We start from the raw sequence: 22,675 nt of genomic DNA, 5'->3' as shown, positions 1-22,675 counted from the left end.
AGATTAGCGGTTTTCACTCTGTTGAAACTACTCTTTTAAACGTTGGCCGACGCTGTATTTAAGCGGCAAACCGCGTGCGTTGCTGCGTAACACACCCTACATATAGTGAGCCAAAATAGAAAAGATACAAGGCAGCAAGCCGCAGACAGTATGGGTAATACGGCAAGGCGCAGCAACGCCGTATATTTTTTATTTTGGCTCACTATACGACGCGAAAAAGCCGTCTGAAAAAGCCGTTTTGGACTTTTCAGACGGCCTCAAAGCAGAAAAAGGTATGCGTTGGCCGCATACCTTTTTTTATTTGCACTCGGACGGTGTTTAGAACTTGCCGCCGGATTCGTTCACCATGTAGACCACGGCCGCTTTGACTTCGTCGTCGGAGAGGGCGGTGTTGCCGCCTTTGGCGGGCATCATGCCTTTGTCGGTGAAGCCTTCGATGGCGTGTTTGAACAGGGTGTCTTTGCCTTTTTTGATGCGCGGCGCCCATTCGTCTTTGTGGGTGATGCGCGGGGTGTCGGGGATGGCGGAGGTGGCGGCGTGGCAACCGAAGCACAGGCCGTCGAACACTTTTTTGCCGTCGGCAGCGGGCGCTGCGGCCTGTCCGGGTTTGGCTGCGGCGGTTTCCGCGGGTTTGCTTTCTGCGGCAGGGGCAGAAGCGGCGGCTTCGGGGGCGGCTGCGGCAGGCGCGGGTTCGACTTTTTTCGGCTCGGCCGCGGCAGCTGCGGCGGCTTTTTTGCCCAGTTCGTTTTCGCTGTCGGTTTTCAGCGCTTTGCCGTCTTTGTGCGACAAGCCCCAAACGTAGGCGGTCAGCAGGTGGATTTTGTCTTTATCGAGGAAGCCTTCCCAAGCCGGCATTTGGTTGTGGTGGCCGTTGGTAACGGTTTCGATAATGGCTTTCTGGGTGCCGCCCCACAGCCATACATCGTCGGTGAGGTTGGGGCCGAGGCCGCGGACGCCCTGGCCTTTGTCGCCGTGGCAGGTGAAGCAGTTGGCGGGCGGGCCGTTGAACAGGACTTTGCCGCGTTCGGCGCGTTCGGCGTCGTATTGCTCTTCCGGTTTGGACAGGGAGAGGACGTAGTTGGCAACGTCTTTCACGCCTTCTTCACCGAGTTTGGGCCCCCAGGAGGCCATGATGCCGGTGCGGCCTTTGGTGATGGTTTCCTGGATTTTTTCCGGAGTGCCGCCGTAGAGCCAGTCGGCGTCGGTGAGGTTGGGGAAGCCGCGCGAGCCTTTAGCATCGGAGCCGTGACACTGGATGCAGTAGGTGTCGAACAGGTTTTTGCCGATGGTGCGGGCTTCGGGCTGTTTGGCGGTGTCTTCTACGGACATTTTGCCGTATTTGGCATAGATGGTGCCGTATTTGGCTTTGGCCGCGTCCACTTCGGCGCGGTATTCGCCGACGCTGGTCCAGTTGCGCAGGCCTTTGAAGTCGCCGAGGCCGGGGTAGAGGGCGAGGTAGCCGATGCCGAACAGCCAGGTGAGGATGTAGAGGTAGAACCACCAGCGGGGCATGGGGTTGTTGTATTCCTCGATGCCGTCCCAGTCGTGGCCGGTGGTTTTGACGTCTTCGCCTTTGGGCAGGGGCTTGACTTTGTTCTGCGACAGCAGAAGCCAGATCAGGCCGATAAAGCTGAGGACGATGATGCCGATGATGTAGTAGTTCCAGAAATCACTGGTGAAATGGGATGTTGTGTTCATTGTTTTTAGCTCCGTGCCACGGGTTAACGGACGGGACTGTCGTTGTCGTTACCGTGCGGGGTGTCGTCGTCGTCGATGATGCTGTGCGACGCTTCGTCGTAGTTCGTTTTATTGCGCTTGTTCAGAACGATGTACAGAACCAGCATGAAGCTGACGAATACCGCTACGGTAAACAGACTGCGCGCCCAGTTAACGTCCATGGTGTTACCTTACGTTTTTCAAGGCCAAGCCCAAACCCTGCAGGTAGGCGATTACCGCTTCCAATTCGGATTTGTCTTTCAGCTCTTCGGGAGCTTTGGCAATTTCTTCGTCGGTGTAGGGTGTGCCCAAAGCTTTCAGGCCTTTCATGTGGGCGACAACCTGAGCCGGATCGACTTTGTTGCGCGCCAGCCAGGGGAAGGCGGGCATATTGGACTCGGGCACGACGTCGCGTGGGTTCAGCAGGTGGATGCGGTGCCATTCGTCGGAATAGCGGCCGCCGACACGCGCCAAATCGGGACCTGTGCGTTTGGAACCCCATTGGAAGGGCCGGTCGTAAACCGATTCTCCGGCCACGGAGTAGTGGCCGTAGCGTTCGGTTTCGGCACGGAAGGGACGGATCATCTGCGAGTGGCAGTTGTAGCAGCCTTCACGCACGTAGATGTCGCGGCCGGCCACTTGCAGGGCGTTGTAGGGTTTGACTCCTTCGATCGGTTTGGTAACCGCCGGAGAGAAGAACAGTGGGACGACTTCGATCAGCAGACCCACGCTGACCACCAGCAGGGTAAACACGATGAGGACGCCGACTTTTTCTTCGACTAGTTGTTGCAGTTTCATTTTTGGTAGCCCGTCTTTCTTATATTAATGGTGCTGCGTTTCGGCCACGGCGGGAATTTCCGCTTCAACCGGTTTGCCGTTCATGATGGTACGGTAAACGTTGTAGCCCATGATGCACATGCCGCTCAGGTAAAGGAGGCCGCCTGAAAAACGGATGACATAAAAGCGCATGCTTTCTTTCACGCCCTCGACAAAGGCGAAGGTCAGCGTGCCGTCTTCGTTGAGCGCGCCCCACATCAGTCCCTGCATCACACCGGCAATCCACATCGAGGCGATATAGAGGACGACGCCGATGGTGGCAATCCAGAAGTGCGCGTCGATGAGTTTGGTGCTGTACATTTCTTTTTGGCCGAACAGGCGGGGAATCATGTAGTAGACCGAACCGATGGTAACGAAGCCCACCCAGCCGAGCGCGCCGGCGTGTACGTGGCCGACTGTCCAGTCGGTGTAGTGGCTCAGAGCGTTGACGGTTTTGATCGACATCATCGGGCCTTCAAAGGTGGACATACCGTAGAAGGACAGGGAAACGATGAGGAATTTCAGAATCGGGTCGGTGCGCAGTTTGCCCCACGCGCCGGAGAGGGTCATGATGCCGTTGATCATGCCGCCCCAAGAGGGTGCAAAGAGAATCAGCGACAAAACCATGCCGACAGACTGCGTCCAGTCGGGCAGCGCGGTGTAGTGCAGATGGTGCGGACCCGCCCACATATAGGTGAAAATCAGCGCCCAGAAGTGCACGACGGAGAGACGGTAGGAATAAACGGGACGACCGGCCTGCTTGGGCACGAAGTAGTACATCATGCCGAGGAAGCCTGCGGTCAGGAAGAAGCCCACGGCGTTATGGCCGTACCACCACTGCACCATCGCATCGATGGCGCCGGAATAAATCGGATACGATTTCATCGGGCCGACCGGCAGGCTGAGGTTGTTGACGATATGCAAGAGGGCAACGGCGAGAATAAAGCCGCCGTAGAACCAGTTTGCCACATAGATATGCTTGATTTTGCGTTTGGCGATAGTACCGAAGAACACCACGGCATAAGCCACCCACACCAGCGTAATCAGAATATCGACCGGCCATTCCAGCTCGGCGTATTCCTTACCCTGCGTCCAGCCCATAGGAAAGCTGACGGCAGCGGCCAGAATCACGGCCTGCCAGCCCCAAAACGTGAATGCGGGCAGCCAGCCGCCGAAGAGACGGGTGTTGCAGGTACGCTGCACCACATAGTAAGACGTACCGATCAGACCGCAGCCGCCGAAGGCGAAAATCACCGCATTGGTATGCAGCGGACGGATGCGGCCGAAGTGGAACCACGGGCCGATTTCAGACAGATTGAGTGCGGGCCAGAAAAGCTGCGCGGCGGCGATCACGCCGACCAGCATACCCACAATCCCCCAAACTACAGTCATGACGGCGAACTGCCGCACCACTTTGTAGTTATAAGTTTGCGCTTCCATGAAAGTCTCCATTAAACACGGAAAATAAATCCGGTCGATTCTGCGGCACGCCGAAACCCGCCGCGCAAAGCCGTTTTTCCATCAATTTGCTGCGGCCGCCTTTTTCAGACGGCCGTTTTGCCGAACCAAGCATACAGAGAATCCGCCGCTTGGCAGCCCGTTTGCACGCTGCCATAATGGCCGGAAAGCGGAAAAGAAAGCCCGCCCGTCAAGGTAAAGCGGCAATCTTTACACTAAATTCCCATACACTTTACAAGGTTATAGATTTTAACTAATTTATGATTTGACACCAATCAATTAATTTTTAACATTGCCCAATCCTATTGAGCCATTAAATTTTCATCATGATTACCCACACCCTCAGCCCCGAACCCAAAGCCCATTACTGGCACATCACCCTCATCTTCACTCAAAACGCCGACACCCCTGCCGTGTTAAAACTCGCCAACTGGGTGCCCGGCAGCTACACCATACGCGATTTCGCCCGCCACATCGTCGAAATCCACGCCGAACACAACGGCCGCCCCGCCGCCCTGCGGCAAACCGCCAAAAACACCTGGCAGACCGAACCACTCGCCGGCGAGTGGCGCATCCGCTACACCGTCTACGCCTACGACCTCTCCGTGCGCGCCTCCTACCTCACCGCCGAACGCGGCTTCTTCGACGGTGCCTGCCTCCTTTTCGCCCTCGAAGGCCGTCTGAACGAAACCCAAACCCTCGTCCTACAAAACCTGCCCGCAGACTGGCAGACCGCCACCACCCTGCCCGCCGTCGGCGCAAACACCTTTCAGACGGCCTCCTACGGCGAACTCATCGACCACCCCGTCGAACTCGGACACATCGAAACCATCACCTTCCAAGCACACGGCATCCCCCACCGCATCGCCCTCAGCGGCCATTATTCCGACTTCGACCGCCGACGCCTGCGCGACGACATGCAACGCATCTGCGAAACCCAACTCGCCCTCTTCCCCGCGCCTGCCCCGTTTGCCGAATACCTCTTCCTCCTCCACCTCGGCGACAACATCTACGGCGGCCTCGAACACCGCAGCAGCACCGCCCTGCACGCCGACCGCAACAGCCTGCCGCCGCACGGCATGGGCGAGGCCGCCCCCGCCTACACCGAACTGCTCGGCCTCTTTTCGCACGAATACTTCCACGCCTGGAACGTCAAATCCGTCAAACCCGCCGCCTTCGCCCCCTACGACCTCGACCGCGAAAACCACACCGAACAACTCTGGGCATTCGAAGGCATCACCGCCTACTACGACGACCTCATCCTCGCCCGCAGCCGCGTCATCACCCCCGAAAACTACCTCACCCTCCTGGCCAAAAACATCACCCGCGTACGCCAAAACAAAGGCCGTCTGAAACAAACCCTAGCCCAATCCTCCTACACCGCCTGGCACAAATACTACAAAGCCGACGAAAACGCCCCCAACGCCCTCGTCAGCTACTACCAGCAAGGCGCCCTCGCCGCCCTCTGCCTCGACCTCCTCATCCGGCAAAAAAGCAGCGGCGCCCACTCCCTCGACACCGTCATGCAACAACTCTACCGCGACTGGCTCGCCACCCAACGCGGCATAGAAGAACAACAATGGCAAACCCGCTGCCAACAAATCACCGGCCTTAACCTCGCCGCCTTCTTTCAGACGGCCTTATACACCACAGACGAACTCCCCCTCGCCGACTGCCTGCACACCGTCGGCATCGGCCTGCAATACGCCCCTCTGCCCCGCAGCCACGGCGGTGGTCTTATCGGCGCACCCATCGCCCCGCCCGAACCCGCCGCCGACCTCGGCGCCCGTTTCACGCAAAAAACCGACCACGCCATCCTCACCCACATCCTCAACGGCGGCAGCGCCGAAAACGCCGCCCTCTGCCCGCAGGACAAAATCACCGCCGTCAACGGCCGCGCCTGCACCAACCTTGCCGCCCTCCTCGCCGACAGCCGCCCCGACGACATCTGGCAAATCCACTACTTCCGCCACGGCATCCTGCACCAAACCGCCCTCACCCTCAAAGCCGCCGCAGCCGAAACCGCCCTTCTTTATATAGAAGACGAAGACAAACTCCGCCGCTGGCTGCTCGACGCGGCCTGACACAGAGGCCGTCTGAAACCCTTTTCAGACGGCCTCAAAGCAGTGTCGGCCAAACTAAAACCCGAAATACTGCCTACGCCTACGCCGGGATACCGTTTTTGAAACCGCCAACCCCGTCGCGCACCAAACTCCCTCCCCCGCACTTTGGTGTACAGACCGGACACAAAGGTAACACCCGTACGAAGACATAGGTAACACTTCCCCGTCCCAACAGACGGAATCCCTACCATGCCTTGGAGAGAAACCACCGTGTCCCGAGAACGACAGGAATTTTTAACCCTAGCCCGACAACCCGACCGCAACATCAGCCGTCTGTGCCGACAATTCGGCATCAGCCGCAAAACCGCCTACAAATGGCTCAAACGCGACAGCACCCAAGAACAATCCCGCCGTCCGCACAACAGCCCGAAGCAAACCGCCAACCAAACCGAACAGCAGGTACTCGCCGTACGCGACGAACATCCCGCATGGGGCGGCCGTAAAATCGCCCGCATACTGCAGCGCGAGCACGGCATACACATCGCCCCCGGCACCATCACCTCCATACTGCACCGCAACGGACGCATCATTCACGAAAACACCCATGCGGCACACAACCGGCAGCGTTTCGGGCATCCCTACCCCAACGCATTGTGGCAGATGGATTTCAAAGGCCATTTCGCCACCGGCGGCGGCCGCTGCCACCCGCTGACCGTTATCGACGACCGATCGCGCTACAACATCATCCTGCGCGCCCCAGCAAACGAGCACAGGGAAGGCGTACAGGCAGCATTGACCGAAACATTCAGACAATACGGACTGACCGACAGAATCAACACCGACAACGGCGCACCCCGGGGCGACAGCGCGCAAGGCGGACTGACCCTCCTGGCCGCCTGGCTTATCCGCCTGGGCATCCGTCCCGGCCGCAGCCGTCCGCTGCACCCGCAGACCAACGGCAAAGACGAACGTTTCCACCGCAGCCTGAAAGCCGAAGTGCTCAAAGGCAGAACCTTCGGCGGGGCTGTTGGCAATCAGCTTGCGAAGCGGTTTTTTGAGGAAAAATCCGCGAATGCAAGGAAAAAAGCACAGCAAGGTTGGACACCTTGCGAGCATTTTTGACGCGGCAAGCGCGGATTTTTACCAAAAACACCGCCGCAAGGCCGGTTGCCAACAGCCCCCGGAGCAGGCACAGCAGGCGTTTGACAGCCGGCGGCACTGCTACAACCACGAAAGGCCGCATGAAGCACTGGGACCGGACACCCCTTCGCAACACTACCGCAGCAGCCCGAGGGAATTTCCCGAACACTTGGCACCGGTCGAATACCTGCCGGGAGACTTGGTGCGCAAAACGGACACCAACGGCCACATCAGCCTGCCGGGTCGGCAGGTACGCATCGGCAAAGGGCTGGTCGGACAAGCCGTAGCCTGCCGTCCGGTACAAAGCGAAGACGGTGTGTACGAAATCTGTTTCTGCTTCTACCGCCTCGGCCGGATTGACCTGAACGACTTCTGCCAAACTGCCCGAAAAACTGTTACCCATGTCCCCGCACAGGTGTTACTTATGTGTCCGGTCTGTACACTTGGGCGCAGGGGAGGGTTGGGGAGGAGGTGGCAGTTCGCAGAACTGCTTTTGTGCCGTTTCCGCAAAAGTTGCCGAAGCATCGCAAGCCCCCACCCTAGCCCTCCCCCGCAAGCGGGAGAGGGAAAACAGTTGCCCCGCCGTTCTCAGGCTGCTTTTCAGACGGCCGCACAGTTTGCCTGAAAGCGCAATTCCAACGAAACCAAAATCCTGAAAGGCCGTCTGAACATTTCCCTGACATCATTCACGCCTGCGTGAGAGCGGCGAAGCAAAGGCCGTCTGAAAACCCGATGAAGGTTTTCAGACGGCCTTTTTTCTCTCTACCGTTTACCAGTTTTGGTTGTGCAGGCTTTGCAGGCCGTCGCGCACGCCGTCGCGCACTTCGCTGTTGAGGCGGCGGCTGAGGGCGCGGGCGAAGCCGTCGTCTTCGGGAGTGTAGTCGACGAGGTCGGGGGCTTTGATTTCATCGCGGGCGACGCTGTATACGCTGCCGAAGCCGTCGATAAGGCCGGTTTTTTCGGCTTCGATGCCGGTGTAGATGCGGCCGCTGAAGATTTGCGGGTCGTTTGTTTTCAGACGGCTGCCGCGTCCGGTTTTGACGGCCTTGATGAATTCGCCGTGAATCTGGTCGAGCATTTGCTGCCAGATGGCCTGCTGCTCGGGGGTTTCGGGGGTGAAGGGGTCGCCCATGCCTTTGTTGCTGCCGGCAATTTTCAGACGGCGTTTGACGCCGAGTTTGTCCATCAGGCCGGTGAAGTCGAAGCCACCGCCGATGACGCCGATGCTGCCGACGAGGCTGGATGGGTCGGCGTAGATTTTGTCGGCGGCGGCGGCGATGTAGTAGCAGCCGGAGGCGCAGAGGTCTTGGGCGACGAGGTAGACGGGGATGTCTTTGTGTTGTTCTTTGAGGCGGCGGATTTCGTTGAAGGCGGTGTTGGAGACGACGGGCGAGCCGCCGGGGGAGTTGGCGCGGATGATAATGCCTTTGACGTTTTTGTCGGCGTAGGCGGCTTCGAGGCCGTCGCGCAGCATGGCGACTTGGTCTTGGTGGCCGCCGCCGATGACGCCTTCGAGTTTGATGACGGCGGTGTGCGCTTTGCTTTTTGCGCCGAGGACTTTTTCCAGGCCGCTGCCGCTGTCGAAGCTGCCGGTGGCGCAGCTGTGGAAGGTGAAGAGGGTGCCGGCGAAGAGGAGTGCGCCGACGCCGCGCCAGACGTTGCGCCAGAAGCGGCTGCTGCGTTGTTCTTTGTGGACGCTGAGGAGGAGTTTGTAGAGGGTGTCGCGCTCCCAACTTTCGGCGGGGGCGGTCTGCGGGGCGGTTTGTTGCGGGGTGTTTTCGTCGCGCTGTTCTTCTTCGCGTTGGATTTTGAAGCTCATGGGGTTTCCTGTGGATGTGTGACGGGTGTTTCAGACGGCCTCAGAGGCTTGCGATTAGGGCGGGCAGTTCGGCCAGTCGGGGCAAGATACCGATATTCGGGGCGCCGCGCAAGGTTTCGGCATCGTGTGCGCCGGTGGTGAGGCCGACGCCGCGCGCGCCTGCGTTTGCGGCCATTTCGAGGTCGTAGGCGGTGTCACCGACGACGAGGCTTTCAGACGGCATCAGGCCGAGTTCGCCGCAGATTTCGAGCACCATGTCGGGTGCGGGTTTGGAGGGGTATTCGCTAGCGGTGGCGGTGGCGAGCCAGTAGTCTGCGGTGCGGGTTTGGGCGATGGCAAGGTCGAGGCCGCTGCGTCCTTTGCCGGTGGCGACGGCGAGCCAAAAGCCGCGTGCTTTGAGGGTGTCGAGGGCGGGCAGGGCATCGGGGAAGAGGCGCATTTGGCGGTTGTCGGGGTGCAGGTAGCGGGCGGCGTAGGTTTCGACGAGTTCTTCGTGTTTGTGCGCGTCGGCATCGGGGGCAAGCAGGTGCATCATTTGGGCGAGGGAGTGGCCGATGAGGTTGCGGATGCGGTCGGCAGGAGGTTTGGCGAGGCCGCATTCGTAAAACGACTGCCGTACGGTTTCGATGATGGGGCCGGTGGTGTCGGCCAGTGTGCCGTCCCAGTCGAAGATGATGAGTTTGGGCTGCATGGTTTTCTCCTTTGAAGGCCGTCTGAAAGCGGCTTTTTTTGTTGCGGCGGCTCTGTTTACAAGCCCAGCCCCCAATCGGCTTTGGCGTTGATGCAGAAGCCGTCGGTGCAGTTTTCGTAGTGGCGGAAGATGCGTTCGGCCACGGCTTGGGCGTCGTCGAGGATTTCGAAAAGTTCCATGTCGCTCGGGGCGATCAGGCCGCGTCCGGCGAGCTGATCTTCCATCCAGTCGGCCAAACCCTGCCAGAAGCTGCGGCCGACGAGGATGATGGGGCGGTGCGGCGTTTTGCCGGTCTGCACGAGGGTGAGGCTTTCGAAGAGTTCGTCGAGCGTGCCGAAGCCGCCGGGCATGACGACGTAGGCGACGGCGTGTTTGACGAACATGACTTTGCGCGGGAAAAAATGGCGGAAGGTGACGGACAGGTCCTGATAGGGGTTGGCGTGCTGTTCGTGCGGCAGGAGGATGTTGAGGCCGACGGCGGGGCTGCGTCCGGCAAACGCGCCTTTGTTGGCGGCTTCCATGATGCCGGGGCCGCCGCCCGAGATAACGGAAAACCCTGCGTCGGACAGGATGCGGGCGATTTGTTCGGCCAAGAGGTAGTCGGGGTGTTCGGGGGGGATGCGGGCGCTGCCGTAGATGCTGACGGCGGGCTGCACGGCGCGCAGCTCTTCGCCCGCTTCGAGAAATTCGGACATGATTTTCAAGAGGTGGTAGCTCTCGCGCGATTGGATGTCGCGGCGGGTGTTTTCGGGCAGCATGGGGTCGGGCAGTTTGTCGCGCAGGGGCATGGGTGTTTCCTTTGGTTGTGGACGCGGGCGGTTATAAACGGTTTCGGTGCGGCGGGCAATATCGGAGGCCGTCTGAAAGCGCCTGATTGTTTTCAGACGTCCTCTGTGCATCCCGTATGGTGCGGGCGCTTGTGTTCGGTGGGCAAAAGGCCGTCTGAAAGCGAAGCTGCAACGAAGTTAAAACCCGATTCGTGGCTTTCAGACGGCCTCGTTGCCTTGCCGTTCAGCGGTATTGTCCGGCCAGACGGATCATGCGCTGCGTCTCTTCCCGCCAGCTTTTGGCGCTAATCGGGCGCTCGGGCGGCGGGTTGGCGGTGTCGTTTTTCTCAAAGCTGCCGTCGGCGGCAAAGAGGATTTTCTGTTCGTAGCCCGTTTTGCCGGTGTCGATGCTGCCGTCAGGGCGGTAGAAAATCGTCGAGGCTTCGGCGGACACGGGGCTGCCGTCGCGGAAATAGAACTGGTAGCTGTGGACGCGGCGGCTGTCGCCGAAGCTGTAATAGAGTTTTTCGGGACGCCCTTCTTCGTCGTGCCGAGGGTGAGGCTGTTTTTCGTTGCACCTTCTATCATCAGCTCGGGCAGGTCGCGTTTGTCGATCAGGCCGATATTGCGCTTGGCTGCCGCCGTTGCGTGCGCCAAAGCGGCTTGTTCGGGCGATTCGCCGTTGGCGAGTTTTTCTTTTTCCGCCAGCAGTGCGTGCGCTTCGTCGGTGCAGGCGGCGCAGTTGCGGTAGGCCGCGGGCAGGGGTGTTTCGGGGCGCAGCGGCAGCCATTGGCGGTTGACATAGATGAAGGTTTGGATGCCTTCCTGTTTGTCGGCGCCGGCATATTGCAGGGCAAGGCTGAACGGCTGCCCGTTCCAATAGCTGTATTTCAGCCGCGTATAGCCTTCGGCGTCGCTGATGTCGCGCTCGGCGGTGAGCACGCGCCCCGTTTCGTCGGTTTGGAAGGAGACTCTGCCGACGCCGAAAATCGAATAGCCCAAATCGGCCTGCGCGCCGAGGCGGATGCGGAATTCGGCCAGCGCGGCGGGGTTGCCGTAGTCAGGCCCGTCCAAGGCGATTTTGCCCGTGCGCCGGTATTCGTCGACCAGCTCGCGGCTTTTGTCTTCGGCTTTTTTCAGAATAGAAGGATCGGTTGCGGCTTTGGGATCGGTATCGAAATATAGTTAAACAAAACAAAAAGTATATAATTCTCTCCCTTAACTCCACACCTTACCCGTTCCCGTTTTATGGCCTACTCTATCGATTTCCGTCAAAAAGCATTAGACCACTACGAACAGCACGGCAACATCAGCCAAACCGCACGCACCTTCCGCATTACCAACCGAACCCTTTACCAATGGATTGCCCTCAAAAAGGAAACAGGTTCGCTGCAACACCGCACCAAAGGCGGCAATTCGGAACGTATCGACAAAGAAGAACTGCGCCGCTATGTGGCAGAACATCCCGATGCCTATCAATACGAAATAGCACAGCACTTGGGCTGCACCGCATCCAATGTCGGCTACCTGCTCAAAACACTCAAGATCACGCGTAAAAAAAGACAACCGTCTACAAAGAACAAGACCTCCAAAAAGTAACCGGCTACCGAAAACAGCTGGAACAATATTCGGAAATGCCAAAGGTTTACTTGGATGAAACGGGTTTTGATACTTTCTATTACCGCCCGTATGCCTATGCCTTGAGGGGACAGATTGTCAAAGCGCGGATTTCCGGCAAACGCTATGAAAGAATGTCATTGGTTGCCGCCCGTGCGGATGGGAAACTGATTGCGCCGATGGTTTACAAAGGCACGATGGAAAGCAGCTTGTTTGAAGCGTGGTTTGGGCAGTTTCTGTTGAAGGAACTTAAAGAGCCTTCGGTCATTATTATGGATAACGCCCGTTTTCACAGGATGACGGTACTGCGTGAAATGGCGCAGAGGGAGGGACATATCATTCTGCCGCTGCCGCCATATTCGCCTGAGTTGAACCCGATAGAAAAGGTGTGGGCGAATATCAAACGGCATCTGGGGGAAGTGATGTCCGGCTGTTTGTCTTTTGAGCAGGCTTTGTTGGATATTTTTTATTTTGTTTAACTATAGATGAAGAGGATGTCGAGCGGGCTGACAAAGGGATGGTTGAGATTGCGCGTGTAACGCGGATTGTCGGCAACGCTTTGTCCTGCGGCTTTGCCCTCGGCGGCAGATGCGGTTTGGACGGGCTGCGGCGCGGATGCGGGCGGGTCGGCGCTTTCTCTGCGGCTGCCGCAGGCGGCAACGAGCGGCAGCAGGGCGGCGCACAGAAGGGATAAGGATGTTTTTCTCATGGTGTTTTCTCGGTGTATCGCTTGCGGCGGGCGCTTTGCCGAAAAGGCCGTCTGAAAACCTTTTTCGGGGTTTTCAGACGGCCTTTGTCCGGCTTGGGCTGCGTTTAGCGTTTGTTGTCCAACTCGCCGCGCAGTTTTTTGGTTACGGCCATCATCACTTCGAGCTGTTGCAGCGTTTCCGTCCAGCCGCGGGTTTTCAGGCCGCAGTCGGGGTTGACCCACAGGCGCTCGACGGGCACGACTTCCATCGCTTTGCGCAGCAGGTGTTCGACTTCGCCTTCGGTCGGCACGCGCGGGCTGTGGATGTCGTACACACCCGGGCCGATGTCGTTGGGGTATTTGAAGTCGCCGAATGCGGTCAGAAGTTCCATATCGGAGCGCGAGGTTTCGATGGTGATGACGTCGGCGTCCATCGAAGCAATCGCGGGCAGGATATCGTTGAACTCGGAGTAGCACATATGGGTGTGGATCTGGGTGCTGTCTTCGGCGCCGGTGCTGGACAGGCGGAAGGCTTCGCAGGCCCAGGCGAGGTATTCCTCCCATTGCGCTTTTTTCAGCGGCATGGCTTCGCGGATGGCGGGCTCGTCAATCTGGATGACTTTGATGCCGGCTTTTTCCAAGTCCAGCACTTCGTCGTTCAGCGCTAGGGCGATTTGTTTGGCGACGACCGACAGTGGGATGTCGTCGCGCACAAACGACCATTTGAACATGGTAACCGGGCCGGTGAGCATGCCTTTCATCGGGCGTTTGGTCAGGGTTTGCGCGTAGGACGACCAGTAAACGGTCATCGGCGCGGGGCGGGAGACGTCGCCGAAGATAACGGGCGGTTTGACGCAGCGGCTGCCGTAGCTCTGCACCCAGCCGAACTGGGTGAAGCAGTAGCCGGCCAACTGCTCGCCGAAGTATTCGACCATGTCGTTGCGCTCGGCTTCGCCGTGGACGGGTACGTCGATTTCCAGTTTTTCCTGCACTTCGACGCAGTAGGCGATTTCTTTTTTCATCGCGGCGTCGTAGTCGGCGGCGGAGAGTTCGCCTTTTTTGAAGGCGGCGCGCGCCTGACGGATTTCGGCGGTTTGCGGGAACGAACCGATGGTGGTGGTGGGCAACAGCGGCAGTTTCATCCATTCCTGTTGCGCTTTGATGCGTGCGGGGAAGGGCGATTTGCGTTGGTCTTCGCCTGCTTTCAGGCTGCCTACTCGCTCTTGTACGGCGGGATTGTGGATTTTTTTGTTGGTGGCGCGGTCGGCGGCGGCGGCATCGGAAGCGGCCAGTGCGTCTTTCACGCTGTCTTTGCCGTTTTCCAGTGCGCGTTTGACAGTGCCCAGTTCGACCAGTTTCTGTGCGGCAAAGGCCATCCACGATTTGATTTCGGCGTCGAGTTTTTCTTCAACCGCCAAGTCCTGCGGGCTGTGCAGCAGCGAGCAGCTGGGGGAAATCCACAGATTATTGGCGAATTTTTCCTGAACGGGTTTGAGCGTGTCGATGACTTTGTTCAGGTTGGCACGCCATACGTTGCGACCGTCGATCAGACCGACGGACAGCACTTTGTTTTGCGGCCAGCCTTGGGAAAACACGGCCAGCTGCTCGGGGGCGCGTACGCAGTCGATGTGCACGCCGTGTACCGGCAGGGATTTGAGCAGCTCGAGATGTTCGGCGACGGAAGCGAAATAAGTGCCGATGATGATGCGCACGCCGGTGTTGGCCAGCTCCTGATACACGCCGGCGAAGGCGTCGAGATAGGCTTGCGGCGCGTCGGCGGCGAGAATCGGCTCGTCAATCTGCACCCAGTCGGCACCGGCGGCGGCCAGCTCGCGCAAGAGTTGCGCGTAGGCGGGCAGCAGTTTGGGCAGCAGGGTTTTGACGCGGCAGCCGAACTCTTCTTTTTTCTTGCCCAGCCACAGCAGGGTCAGCGGGCCGACCAGCGTCGGCTTGATGTCGTGGCCTTGCGCTTTGGCTTCCTGAATCTGGGCAATCAGGTTGGCGACGTTCACGGAAAACTCGGTGTCGGCGTGCCATTCGGGAACGATGTAGTGGTAGTTGGTGTCAAACCATTTGGTCATTTCCATCGCAAACTGGGTGGCGTTGCCGCGCGCCAGCTGGAAGTATTCCGGCAGCGTCAGTTTGGCGGCGTCGAAGCCGAAGCGTTTGGGAATCGCGCCCAGCGTGCACAGGGTGTCGAGCACATGGTCGTAGAAAGAAAAATCGCCGACGGGCACAAGATCCGCGCCTGCGGCTTTCTGCGCCGCCCAGTTCAGACGGCGGATTTCGGCGGCGGTTTCGCGCAGCTCGGCTTCGGATTTGGCGCCTTTCCAAAAGGCTTCGACGGCGAATTTCAGCTCGCGTTTGGCACCGATGCGCGGGTAGCCGGAGAGGTGGAATGTGGTCATGGATGGTCTCCTTGGGGAAAATGGGAAAACGGTGATGCTCGCATCTTGCGCCTTTGCTCGGCGGCAGGCAAACGAGTTATTTTCGGATTTTACATGAATGAATTTAATGGCGCAGGCCGTTTGACGGCGCGACTGCGGCAAAGGCGGAACGCAGGGCAAAAAAACGCCCCCGTAACGGGGGCTCGAAAACAGAGAGAATACACAAAAACAAAAGATTTCCCGCAACGGCGGCTTGGTGCCGCTGCAAAATCCGCTGTCGATGTGGCCGCGGATTATGCACGCATAACGGATTTTGTGCAAATTTTATTTGTCAATATTTTTTATCAAGCGATGTTTTTATCCGACAAACGGTATTTCAGACAGCAAATGCTGTTGCCTGAAATGGTTGAGGCCGTCTGAAAAAACCTGCGAAGCAGGTTTTTTCAGACGGCCTCTTGCCGCAGGGCGAGCTTATCTCTGTTTAAAACAGCCCCGTAATATTGCCGTTTTCATCCACATCAATCTTCTCGGCCGAGGGCACTTTGGGCAGGCCGGGCATTTTCATGATGCTGCCGCAGACGGCGACGATGAAGCCCGCGCCGGCAGACAGGGTCAGGCTGCGGACGGTGATGGTGAAGCCGCTCGGACAGCCCAGAAGTTTGGCGTTGTCGCTGAACGAATATTGCGTTTTCGCCACGCACACAGGCAGTTTGTCCAAGCCCAGTTTTTCCAAAGACGCGATTTCCGCGCGTGCTTCGGCACTGAAGTCTACATCGGCCGCGCCGTAGATTTTTTGCGCGATGGCGCGCAGCTTGTCGGGGATGCTGTTGTTGACATCATAGGCGTAGGCGAAATTGTTGGGCTGGTTTTCGATGGCGGAAACGACTTTGCGCGCCAAGTCCGCGCCGCCTTCGCCGCCTTTGCCCCACACTTCGGCCAGCGATACTTCCACGCCGTGTTCGGCACAGGCCGTCTGAATCAGGGCGAGTTCGGCGTCGGTGTCGGAAACGAAGCGGTTGATGGCGACGACCACGGGCAGGCCGAAGACGGTTTTGAGGTTGGCGATGTGTTTGAGCAGGTTGGGCAGGCCGCGTTGCAGGGCTTCGAGGTTTTCCGCGCCCAGCTCTTCTTTGGCCACGCCGCCGTTGTATTTGAGTGCGCGCACGGTGGCGACGACCACGGCGGCGTCGGGTTTGAGACCGGAAAGGCGGCATTTGATGTCACAGAATTTTTCCGCGCCCAAATCGGCGCCGAAGCCGGCTTCGGTAACGGCGTAGTCGGCCAGATGCAGGGCAAGGCGGGTGGCGGTTACCGAGTTGCAGCCGTGGGCGATATTAGCGAAGGGGCCGCCGTGGACGAAGGCGGGCGTGCCGCCGATGGTCTGCACCAGATTGGGTTTGAGCGCGTCTTTGAGCAGGGCGGCCATCGCGCCTTGGGCGTTCAGGTCGCGGGCGAAAACGGGGCTGCCGTCTTTGGCGTAGGCGACGAGCATATTGCCGAGCCGCTCTTTCAAATCGGCCAGGTCGCGGGCCAGGCAGAACACGGCCATCACTTCGCTGGCGACGGTGATGTCGAAGCCGTCGGGGCGCAGCACGCCGTCGGTGGGCTTGCCGTTGCCGCTGACGATGTTGCGCAGCTGGCGGTCGTTCATATCGACGGCGCGGCGCCACAGCACGCGTTTGGGGTCGATATTGAGCGCGTTGCCTTGGTAGATGTGGTTGTCGATCATCGCGGCCAACAGGTTGTTGGCCGCGCCGATGGCGTGGAAATCGCCGGTGAAGTGCAGGTTGATGTCTTCCATCGGCAGCATTTGCGCGTAGCCGCCCCCCGCCGCGCCGCCTTTGATGCCGAACACGGGGCCGAGCGATGGCTCGCGGATGGCGACGGCGGCCTGTTTGCCGATGCGGTTGAGCGCGTCGGCCAGGCCGATGGTGACGGTGGTTTTGCCTTCGCCGGCGGGGGTGGGGTTGATGGCGGTAACCAGAATCAGGCGGCCGTTTTTATTGGGTAGCCTGAACGCGTCGGCGGGGGTGATTTTGGCTTTGTAATGGCCGTAGGGCTCAAGCTGCTCTTCGCCGATGCCGAGTTTGGCGGCGATTTCGCGGATGGGGCGCATGTCGGCTTCGCGGGCGATTTGGGCGTCGGTTTTGAAACTCATGGGGGTTTCCTTTTCAAGATGGGACAAGGGGTTGCAGTCGGGCGGATTATAAGGGAGGCCGTCTGAAAGGGGCACTCGGCGCGGCTGAAAAATATTGCTGCGGCGATCAAGCGGGATTCATGCAAAGGCCGTTCCCGATCGGGGACGGCCTTTGCGGCGGCATTTTGATTACTGCTCACAACCTGAACGCGATTGGCGCGACCACCGCCTGCCAGACGGGTTTGCCACGGTAGCGGGCGGGTTGGAAGCGGGCGGCATCCATGCCTTTGACGGCGAAGCGGTCGAGCAGCCGATGGCCGGATGATTTTTCCGTATGTGCGCCGTAAGCCCTGCCGTCGGGGGCGACGGCGGCGCGCACGACGCTTGTGCCTTCTTCTCCGTTTTCCATCGACAGGGGAGGATAGACGGGGCGGGGCAGCACGGTCTGCACGGCCTCGGCAAACTGCGTTTTGTCTGCGGCAAGATTTTGCGGAATCACGAAATACGCTTCCTGCACCACGGTAAACGGCACTTTGCGGCAGACGGTTTCGCTTGCGCCGCTTTGGCTTTGCCGCTCTCCGCAGCGTTCGCGCGGCGGAAATTCCTGCGGCAGATTGCCGATAGCCGCCGCCTGTTTGGCAACGGCGCGGTCTGTTTCCTGTTCGCGGCGGACGACTTTGCCGTTGGCGTCGGCATGCAGCCGCCAGATGGCGCGGCCGGTTTGCGGAAAGCCCGTCTTGTCGGTTTCGGCATCGCGGAATACGGGCGGCAGGAGGACGGTTTCTTCGGCATCTTGGCGGCCTGCCGCTGCGGCGGGCGTTTTTTTCGCCGCTTTCTCCGCTTTCGGCGCAGCTTGGACGGCAGGCGCGGCCAGCAGCAGGGCGGCGGACAATAGAATCAGGGGGCGGGACATGGTGTTTTTGCTTTCTTTGGTTACGGAGAACAGTTTTCTCAGACGGCCTGTGTAGTGGAAGGCCGTTCCCGCCTGTACCCCTTCGGGGCATAAATGCGGGATGACGTTTCTGAAAAACGGTTTCGGAAACATCATTCCCGCATTTGTTGTGGCGGGAAAGGGTTGGCCGTCTGAAAACCGTAAAACAGGATTCAGACGGCCTTAGGAGCTGTTTGCATTTGGTATTGCGGCGGCTTTTACGCCATAAAACGGCATCTGCCGCGTTGAAAATACTCGCCTATGGACGGCATAGGATCGTATTTTCGCCTTGCACCTGCCGCTTTCTGACGCAAAATCCGCTTCACAAACCAAATGCAAACAGCCCCTAGCCGGCCGTTCACTTTTTGCGTGCGGTGACGAATTGCGCGAGCTGGCGCAGGCGTTCGGCGCGTTTGCCGAAGGGTTCGAGGGCGGCGGCGGCTTCGGCGGTGAGGCTTTCGGCGTAGCGGCGGGCGGCGGCGAGTCCCATCAGGGAAACGTAGGTGGGTTTGTTTTGTTCGGCGTCTTTGCCGGCGGTTTTGCCGAGGGTGGCGGTGTCGGCTTCGCAGTCGAGCACGTCGTCGATGACTTGGAAGGCGAGGCCGAGGCGTTCGGCGTAGCGGTCGATGTGTTGCAGGGCGGTGTCGTCGATGTCGGAGCAGGCGAGGCCGCCGAGGGCGGCGGCGGCGCGGATGAGTGCGCCTGTTTTCAGGCTGTGCATTTGTTCGAGCTGCGCCTGAGCCAGGGGTTTGCCGACGTTGGCGAGGTCGACGGCCTGTCCGCCCGCCATGCCGAGGCTGCCGCCGGCGCGGGCGAGGACGGAGAGCATTTTGAGCTGGCGCGCGGGCGGCAGATCTGTGGGGCGGGCGAGGATGTCGAAGGCGAGGGTTTGCAGGGCGTCGCCCGCGAGCAGGGCGGCGGCTTCGCCGTAGCGGATGTGGCAGGTGGGTTTGCCGCGCCGCAGGCTGTCGTTGTCCATGGCGGGCATGTCGTCGTGGACGAGGGAGTAGACGTGGATGAGTTCGACGGCGGCCATGGCGTGTCCGACGGCGTCGGGATCGGCCTGTCCGAGCTGCGAGGCGGCGAGTACGAGCAGGGGGCGCAGGCGTTTGCCGCCGCCGAGGGCGGCGTAGCGCATGGCTTGGTGCAAATCCTGCGGGACTTGGTTTTCAGACGGCATCAGGCTTTGCAGCAGCAGCTCGGTTTGCGCCTGTGCCTGTGCCTGCCAGTGTTTGAGGTCGCTATTGTCCATCGGGGGCGAATTCCTTGATGAGGCCGTCTGAATCGAGGATGTGCAGTTTTTGTTCGACTTCGGCGAGTTTGTCTTGGCAGTATTTGACGAGGGCGCTGCCTTCCTGATAGGCGGCAAGGGCGTCTTCGAGGGGCATGTCGGCGTTTTGCATGGCTTCGGTGAGGGTTTCGAGGCGTTTCATGGCCTCTTCGAAGGATTTGGGGGCTTTTTTCATGGCGGTATTTGGGGACGGATCGGATGGGAAGAGGCCGTCTGAAACCTCCGTATCAAGGGTTCAGACGGCCTGACGGTGCTCGATATGCTCTAAATGCGCATGGGCATGACGATATATTTGAAGTTGGGGTTGTTGGGGATGGTGAACAGGGTGGAGCGGTTGGCGTCGCCGAAGGCAAGCTGGATGTCTTCGGCGTGGACGTTGCGCAGGATGTCCATCAGGTAGTTGATGTTGAAGCCGGCTTCGAGTTCGCCGCCCTGATAGGCGATTTCGAGTTCTTCGCGCGCTTCTTCCTGTTCGTTGTTGCTGCACACGACGCTCAGCAGGCCGGGTTGCAGGTGCAGGCGGGCGCCTCTGAATTTTTCGTTGGCAAGGATGGCGGCGCGCTCCAAGGCACCGAGCAGGTTGGCGCGGTTGAGGACGAAGATTTTGTCGTTGTCGAGCGGAATGACGCGGTTGAAGTCGGGGAATTTGCCGTCGACGACTTTGCTGACGATGACGGAATCGTTGCAGCGGAAGCGCACCTGGTTGCCGAGCAGCTCGACGCTGACCTGCTCTTCGGGGCGGTTGAGCAGTTTGAAGAGTTCGAGCACGGTTTTGCGCGGCAGGATGACTTCGGCTTTGGGCAGGTCGGCTTCGATGGCGGCGGCGGAGTAGGCGAGGCGGTGGCCGTCGGTGGCGACGAGGCGCAGCTGGCTGCCTTCGGTCTGCATCAAAAGGCCGTTGAGGTAGTAGCGGATGTCCTGCACGGCCATGCTGTACTGCACTTGGGCGAGCATGGTTTTGAGGGTTTCCTGCGGCAGGGAGAAGGCGGAGCTGACTTCTTCGCCGACGCTCATCAGAGGGAAGTCTTCGGCGGGCAGGGTTTGCAGGGCGAAACGGGATTTGCCCGCTTTGAGGGTGAGGCGGTTTTGCGCCCAATCGAGGGCGACTTGCGCGCCTTCGGGCAGGGCGCGCAGGATGTCTTGCAGTTTTTTGGCGTTGGTGGTGATGCGGAAATCGCCGGCTTCGCTTTCGGGGCCGGCGGTGTTGATTTGGATTTCGAGGTCGGTGGCGAGGATGTTGGTCTGGCCGTGCGCGCTTTCGAGTAAAACGTTGGAGAGGATGGGCAGGGTGTGGCGGCGTTCGACGATGCCGGTGACGGCCTGCAGGGGTTTGAGCAGGCTGTCGCGGTCGGCTTGCAGTATCAGCATGGGTTTTCCTTATTTGATTTAAGAGAAAAGGCGGATTTTTGTTTTTCAGACGGCCTTTAATGTTAATAACTCTAATATAGTGAAGCAACACGGAAAGATACAAGGCAGCAAGCCGCAGACAGTACAAGTAGTACGGCAAGGCGCAGCAACGCCGTAGATTTTCGTGTTGGCTCACTATATTAAGAGGCCGTCTGAAAGCTCAGTTCTGTATCAGTATCAGCAGTTTTTCGTAGTCCTGCGCCAGCTCGGGGTCTTCCTGCCGCAGCTTGGCAACGGCTTTGATGCCGTGCATGACGGTGGTGTGGTCGCGGCCGCCGAAAGCGTCGCCGATAGCGGGCAGGCTGAGGTTGGTGAGGTCTTTGGTAAGACTCATGGCCACCTGGCGCGGGCGGGCGATGTTGCGCGTGCGCTTTTTGCCGAGCAGCTCGCTGATTTTGACGCGGTAGTGTTTGGCGACGGTGTCGAGTATCAGCTCGGCGGTAATGACTTTGTAGGCGCTGGCGACGATGTCCTGCAAGGCTTCGGCGGCCAGGTCGATGTCGATGGGTTTTTTCTGAAAACGGCTGCTGGCTTCGACGCGCTTGAACGCGCCTTCGAGTTCGCGCACGTTGGAACGGATGTGTTTGGCGATGAAAAAGGCGGCGTCTTCGCGCAGGGTCACGCCCGAGGCTTCGGCCTTTTTCTGCAAAATGGCAACGCGCATTTCAAATTCGGGCGGTTCGAGTTCCAGCGTCAAACCCCAGGAAAAGCGCGATTTGAGGCGGTCGTCCATATCTTCGATTTTGGTCGGCAGCACGTCGCAGGTAAGGATGAGCTGTTTTTTTTCGGTGTGGAAGTGGTTGTACAGATAGAAGAATTCTTCCATCGTGCGGTCTTTGCCCTTGATGAACTGGATGTCGTCGATGATGAGCAGGTCGTATTGGCGGTATTGCTGTTTGAAGGTGTCGTAGTTGTTGCTGCGGAAGGCGCTCATCAGGCTGCGGATGTATTCGTCGGCGTGCATGTAGCGCACTTTGGCCTTGGGATTGTTTTTCAGCAGTTCGTTGCCGACGGCCTGCACAAGGTGGGTTTTGCCCAGGCCGGTGCTGCCGTAGAGAAAGAAGGGGTTGTAGCCCTGGCCGGGATTTTCGGCGATGTTGCGGGCGGCGGCGGCGGCGATGCGGTTGCCCTTGCCTTCCACCAGCGTGTCGAAGGTGTATTCGGCCGACAGGTTGGACTGGGCATTCGTCGTTTCGCGCGGCGTTTCGGCCGCGGCAGGTTTAGCCGACGAGGGCGCAGGCGCGGCATCTTGTATGCCCGCAGCCGCCGCAGGTTTGGCGGGTAGGTTTTTCAGACGTTCGGCCAAAATGTCCTGCGCGCTCTGTTTGGCGGCGGGCTTGGCCTGCACTTTGGCGGCTGCGGCCGTATCGGATTGGGAAACGGGCGTCTCTTGTGCCTGCGGCGCGGCGCTTGTGCCGTTTCCGTTTTCAGACGGCCTCTCCTCTGATGCCGCCATCGGATAAGACGCGCCGCATCCCGCTTTGAACACCAGCGGCGGCTGCTCGGGCGCAAGCTCGGCGCGCACGGCCTCGAACGCGGCGGCAAATTGGGTTTTCAGCATATTGACGGCAAACTGGTTTTTGCCGTAGACCACCCACGCGCCGTCCTCTTCGCCCACGGTCAGCGGCGCGATCCACGTGTCAAACTGCTGCGCGGTCAGCGTTTCGTGCAGGCGGCGCAGGCAAAGCGGCCAAAACTCGGCGGGCGTCATGGTGTTCATAAAAAGAAAAAACCGTCGGAAAATCAT

At 59.4% G+C, this 22,675-nt stretch carries 20 protein-coding genes and 1 pseudogene; 5 read left to right on the top strand and 16 right to left on the bottom strand.

Annotated elements, in window-relative coordinates:
* Window positions 1-318: 318 nt before the first annotated feature.
* Genes ccoP through ccoN form a run of 4 tightly spaced genes read right to left on the bottom strand, consistent with a single transcriptional unit; the run spans window position 319 to window position 3,972 of the window.
* Window positions 319-1,698 (bottom strand): cytochrome-c oxidase, cbb3-type subunit III, encoded by a 1,380-nt coding sequence (ccoP, locus tag ACG2K1_RS00105; protein ID WP_395429610.1) that lies wholly within the window; start codon window positions 1,696-1,698, stop codon window positions 319-321.
* Window positions 1,699-1,721: 23 nt separating this feature from the next.
* Window positions 1,722-1,898 (bottom strand): CcoQ/FixQ family Cbb3-type cytochrome c oxidase assembly chaperone, encoded by a 177-nt coding sequence (locus ACG2K1_RS00100; RefSeq protein WP_009425111.1) that lies wholly within the window; start codon window positions 1,896-1,898, stop codon window positions 1,722-1,724.
* A 4-nt stretch (window positions 1,899-1,902) separates the two neighbouring features.
* Window positions 1,903-2,514 carry a cytochrome-c oxidase, cbb3-type subunit II gene (gene ccoO / locus ACG2K1_RS00095; protein ID WP_009425112.1) on the bottom strand — a complete coding sequence of 204 codons (612 nt, stop codon included), beginning with the start codon at window positions 2,512-2,514 and terminating at the stop codon, window positions 1,903-1,905.
* A gap of 24 nt (window positions 2,515-2,538) precedes the next feature.
* Complete coding sequence (gene ccoN, locus ACG2K1_RS00090) at window positions 2,539-3,972, bottom strand: cytochrome-c oxidase, cbb3-type subunit I (RefSeq protein ID WP_198142876.1); 1,434 nt, start codon at window positions 3,970-3,972, stop codon at window positions 2,539-2,541.
* Between the two features lie 344 nt (window positions 3,973-4,316).
* Between ccoN and ACG2K1_RS00085 the strand changes: the two genes are divergently transcribed.
* From ACG2K1_RS00085 to ACG2K1_RS00075, 3 genes are all read left to right on the top strand, one after another.
* Window positions 4,317-6,074 carry a M61 family metallopeptidase gene (locus ACG2K1_RS00085; protein ID WP_395429611.1) on the top strand — a complete coding sequence of 586 codons (1,758 nt, stop codon included), beginning with the start codon at window positions 4,317-4,319 and terminating at the stop codon, window positions 6,072-6,074.
* Between the two features lie 228 nt (window positions 6,075-6,302).
* Entirely contained in the window at window positions 6,303-7,175 is an 873-nt protein-coding gene (locus tag ACG2K1_RS00080) for a DDE-type integrase/transposase/recombinase (protein ID WP_402838281.1), read from the top strand.
* Window positions 7,126-7,818 carry a hypothetical protein gene (locus ACG2K1_RS00075; protein WP_402838278.1) on the top strand — a complete coding sequence of 231 codons (693 nt, stop codon included), beginning with the start codon at window positions 7,126-7,128 and terminating at the stop codon, window positions 7,816-7,818. Before ACG2K1_RS00080 ends, ACG2K1_RS00075 begins: the two co-directional genes overlap by 50 nt.
* A gap of 144 nt (window positions 7,819-7,962) precedes the next feature.
* Here the strand turns inward: ACG2K1_RS00075 and ACG2K1_RS00070 are convergent, their stop codons facing one another.
* The 4 genes from ACG2K1_RS00070 to ACG2K1_RS00055 form a co-directional block, all read right to left on the bottom strand.
* Entirely contained in the window at window positions 7,963-9,012 is a 1,050-nt protein-coding gene (locus ACG2K1_RS00070) for a S49 family peptidase (protein WP_395429615.1), read from the bottom strand.
* 40 nt (window positions 9,013-9,052) lie between these two features.
* The gene (locus tag ACG2K1_RS00065) at window positions 9,053-9,703 is read right to left on the bottom strand and encodes an HAD-IA family hydrolase (RefSeq protein ID WP_094030870.1); all 651 of its coding nucleotides are present in this window, start codon (window positions 9,701-9,703) and stop codon (window positions 9,053-9,055) included.
* Between the two features lie 56 nt (window positions 9,704-9,759).
* Complete coding sequence (locus ACG2K1_RS00060) at window positions 9,760-10,491, bottom strand: TIGR00730 family Rossman fold protein (RefSeq protein ID WP_036495411.1); 732 nt, start codon at window positions 10,489-10,491, stop codon at window positions 9,760-9,762.
* A 249-nt stretch (window positions 10,492-10,740) separates the two neighbouring features.
* Window positions 10,741-11,544: a hypothetical protein gene (locus ACG2K1_RS00055; RefSeq protein ID WP_395429614.1), complete on the bottom strand. Its 804-nt coding sequence runs from the start codon at window positions 11,542-11,544 to the stop codon at window positions 10,741-10,743.
* A gap of 174 nt (window positions 11,545-11,718) precedes the next feature.
* On the opposite strand from ACG2K1_RS00055, the pseudogene ACG2K1_RS00050 reads away from it, so the two are divergent.
* Window positions 11,719-12,566, top strand: a pseudogene (locus ACG2K1_RS00050) (IS630 family transposase).
* On the opposite strand, the gene ACG2K1_RS00045 reads toward ACG2K1_RS00050, so the two are convergent.
* Together ACG2K1_RS00045 and metE are read right to left on the bottom strand one after the other, a co-directional pair.
* The gene (locus tag ACG2K1_RS00045; RefSeq protein WP_395429424.1) at window positions 12,563-12,796 is read right to left on the bottom strand and encodes a hypothetical protein; all 234 of its coding nucleotides are present in this window, start codon (window positions 12,794-12,796) and stop codon (window positions 12,563-12,565) included. The pseudogene ACG2K1_RS00050 and the gene ACG2K1_RS00045 overlap by 4 nt on opposite strands.
* 104 nt (window positions 12,797-12,900) lie before the next feature.
* The gene (gene metE, locus ACG2K1_RS00040) at window positions 12,901-15,183 is read right to left on the bottom strand and encodes a 5-methyltetrahydropteroyltriglutamate--homocysteine S-methyltransferase (protein WP_395429423.1); all 2,283 of its coding nucleotides are present in this window, start codon (window positions 15,181-15,183) and stop codon (window positions 12,901-12,903) included.
* 93 nt (window positions 15,184-15,276) lie between these two features.
* On the opposite strand from metE, the gene ACG2K1_RS00035 reads away from it, so the two are divergent.
* Window positions 15,277-15,582, top strand: coding sequence for a hypothetical protein (locus ACG2K1_RS00035; RefSeq protein ID WP_009424855.1), 306 nt, complete (start codon window positions 15,277-15,279; stop codon window positions 15,580-15,582).
* A 61-nt stretch (window positions 15,583-15,643) separates the two neighbouring features.
* On the opposite strand, the gene ACG2K1_RS00030 is transcribed toward ACG2K1_RS00035, so the two are convergent.
* The 6 genes from ACG2K1_RS00030 to dnaA all read right to left on the bottom strand — a co-directional run bounded on the left by ACG2K1_RS00030 (window position 15,644) and on the right by dnaA (window position 22,639).
* On the bottom strand, window positions 15,644-17,320 hold the full coding sequence (locus ACG2K1_RS00030) for a formate--tetrahydrofolate ligase (protein WP_395429422.1): 1,677 nt from the start codon (window positions 17,318-17,320) through the stop codon (window positions 15,644-15,646).
* Between the two features lie 175 nt (window positions 17,321-17,495).
* The gene (locus ACG2K1_RS00025) at window positions 17,496-18,347 is read right to left on the bottom strand and encodes an energy transducer TonB (protein WP_395429421.1); all 852 of its coding nucleotides are present in this window, start codon (window positions 18,345-18,347) and stop codon (window positions 17,496-17,498) included.
* A gap of 241 nt (window positions 18,348-18,588) precedes the next feature.
* Entirely contained in the window at window positions 18,589-19,482 is an 894-nt protein-coding gene (locus ACG2K1_RS00020) for a polyprenyl synthetase family protein (protein WP_395429420.1), read from the bottom strand.
* A complete protein-coding gene (locus ACG2K1_RS00015) occupies window positions 19,472-19,696 on the bottom strand; it encodes an exodeoxyribonuclease VII small subunit (RefSeq protein WP_395429419.1) in 225 nt (74 codons plus the stop codon). Before ACG2K1_RS00015 ends, ACG2K1_RS00020 begins: the two co-directional genes overlap by 11 nt.
* Before the next feature lie 89 nt (window positions 19,697-19,785).
* Window positions 19,786-20,889, bottom strand: a complete 1,104-nt coding sequence (gene dnaN, locus ACG2K1_RS00010; protein ID WP_009427521.1) for a DNA polymerase III subunit beta — start codon at window positions 20,887-20,889, stop codon at window positions 19,786-19,788.
* Window positions 20,890-21,088: 199 nt separating this feature from the next.
* Window positions 21,089-22,639 (bottom strand): chromosomal replication initiator protein DnaA, encoded by a 1,551-nt coding sequence (gene dnaA, locus ACG2K1_RS00005; RefSeq protein WP_395429426.1) that lies wholly within the window; start codon window positions 22,637-22,639, stop codon window positions 21,089-21,091.
* Window positions 22,640-22,675: the final 36 nt, after the last annotated feature.

It is taken from the genome of Neisseria sp. 23W00296, assembly GCF_044772855.1.
In the GTDB taxonomy this organism is placed as follows: Bacteria; Pseudomonadota; Gammaproteobacteria; order Burkholderiales; family Neisseriaceae; genus Neisseria.
Note: the sequence above shows the minus strand (reverse complement) of the source record. Positions and strands in the feature narration are given on the sequence as shown.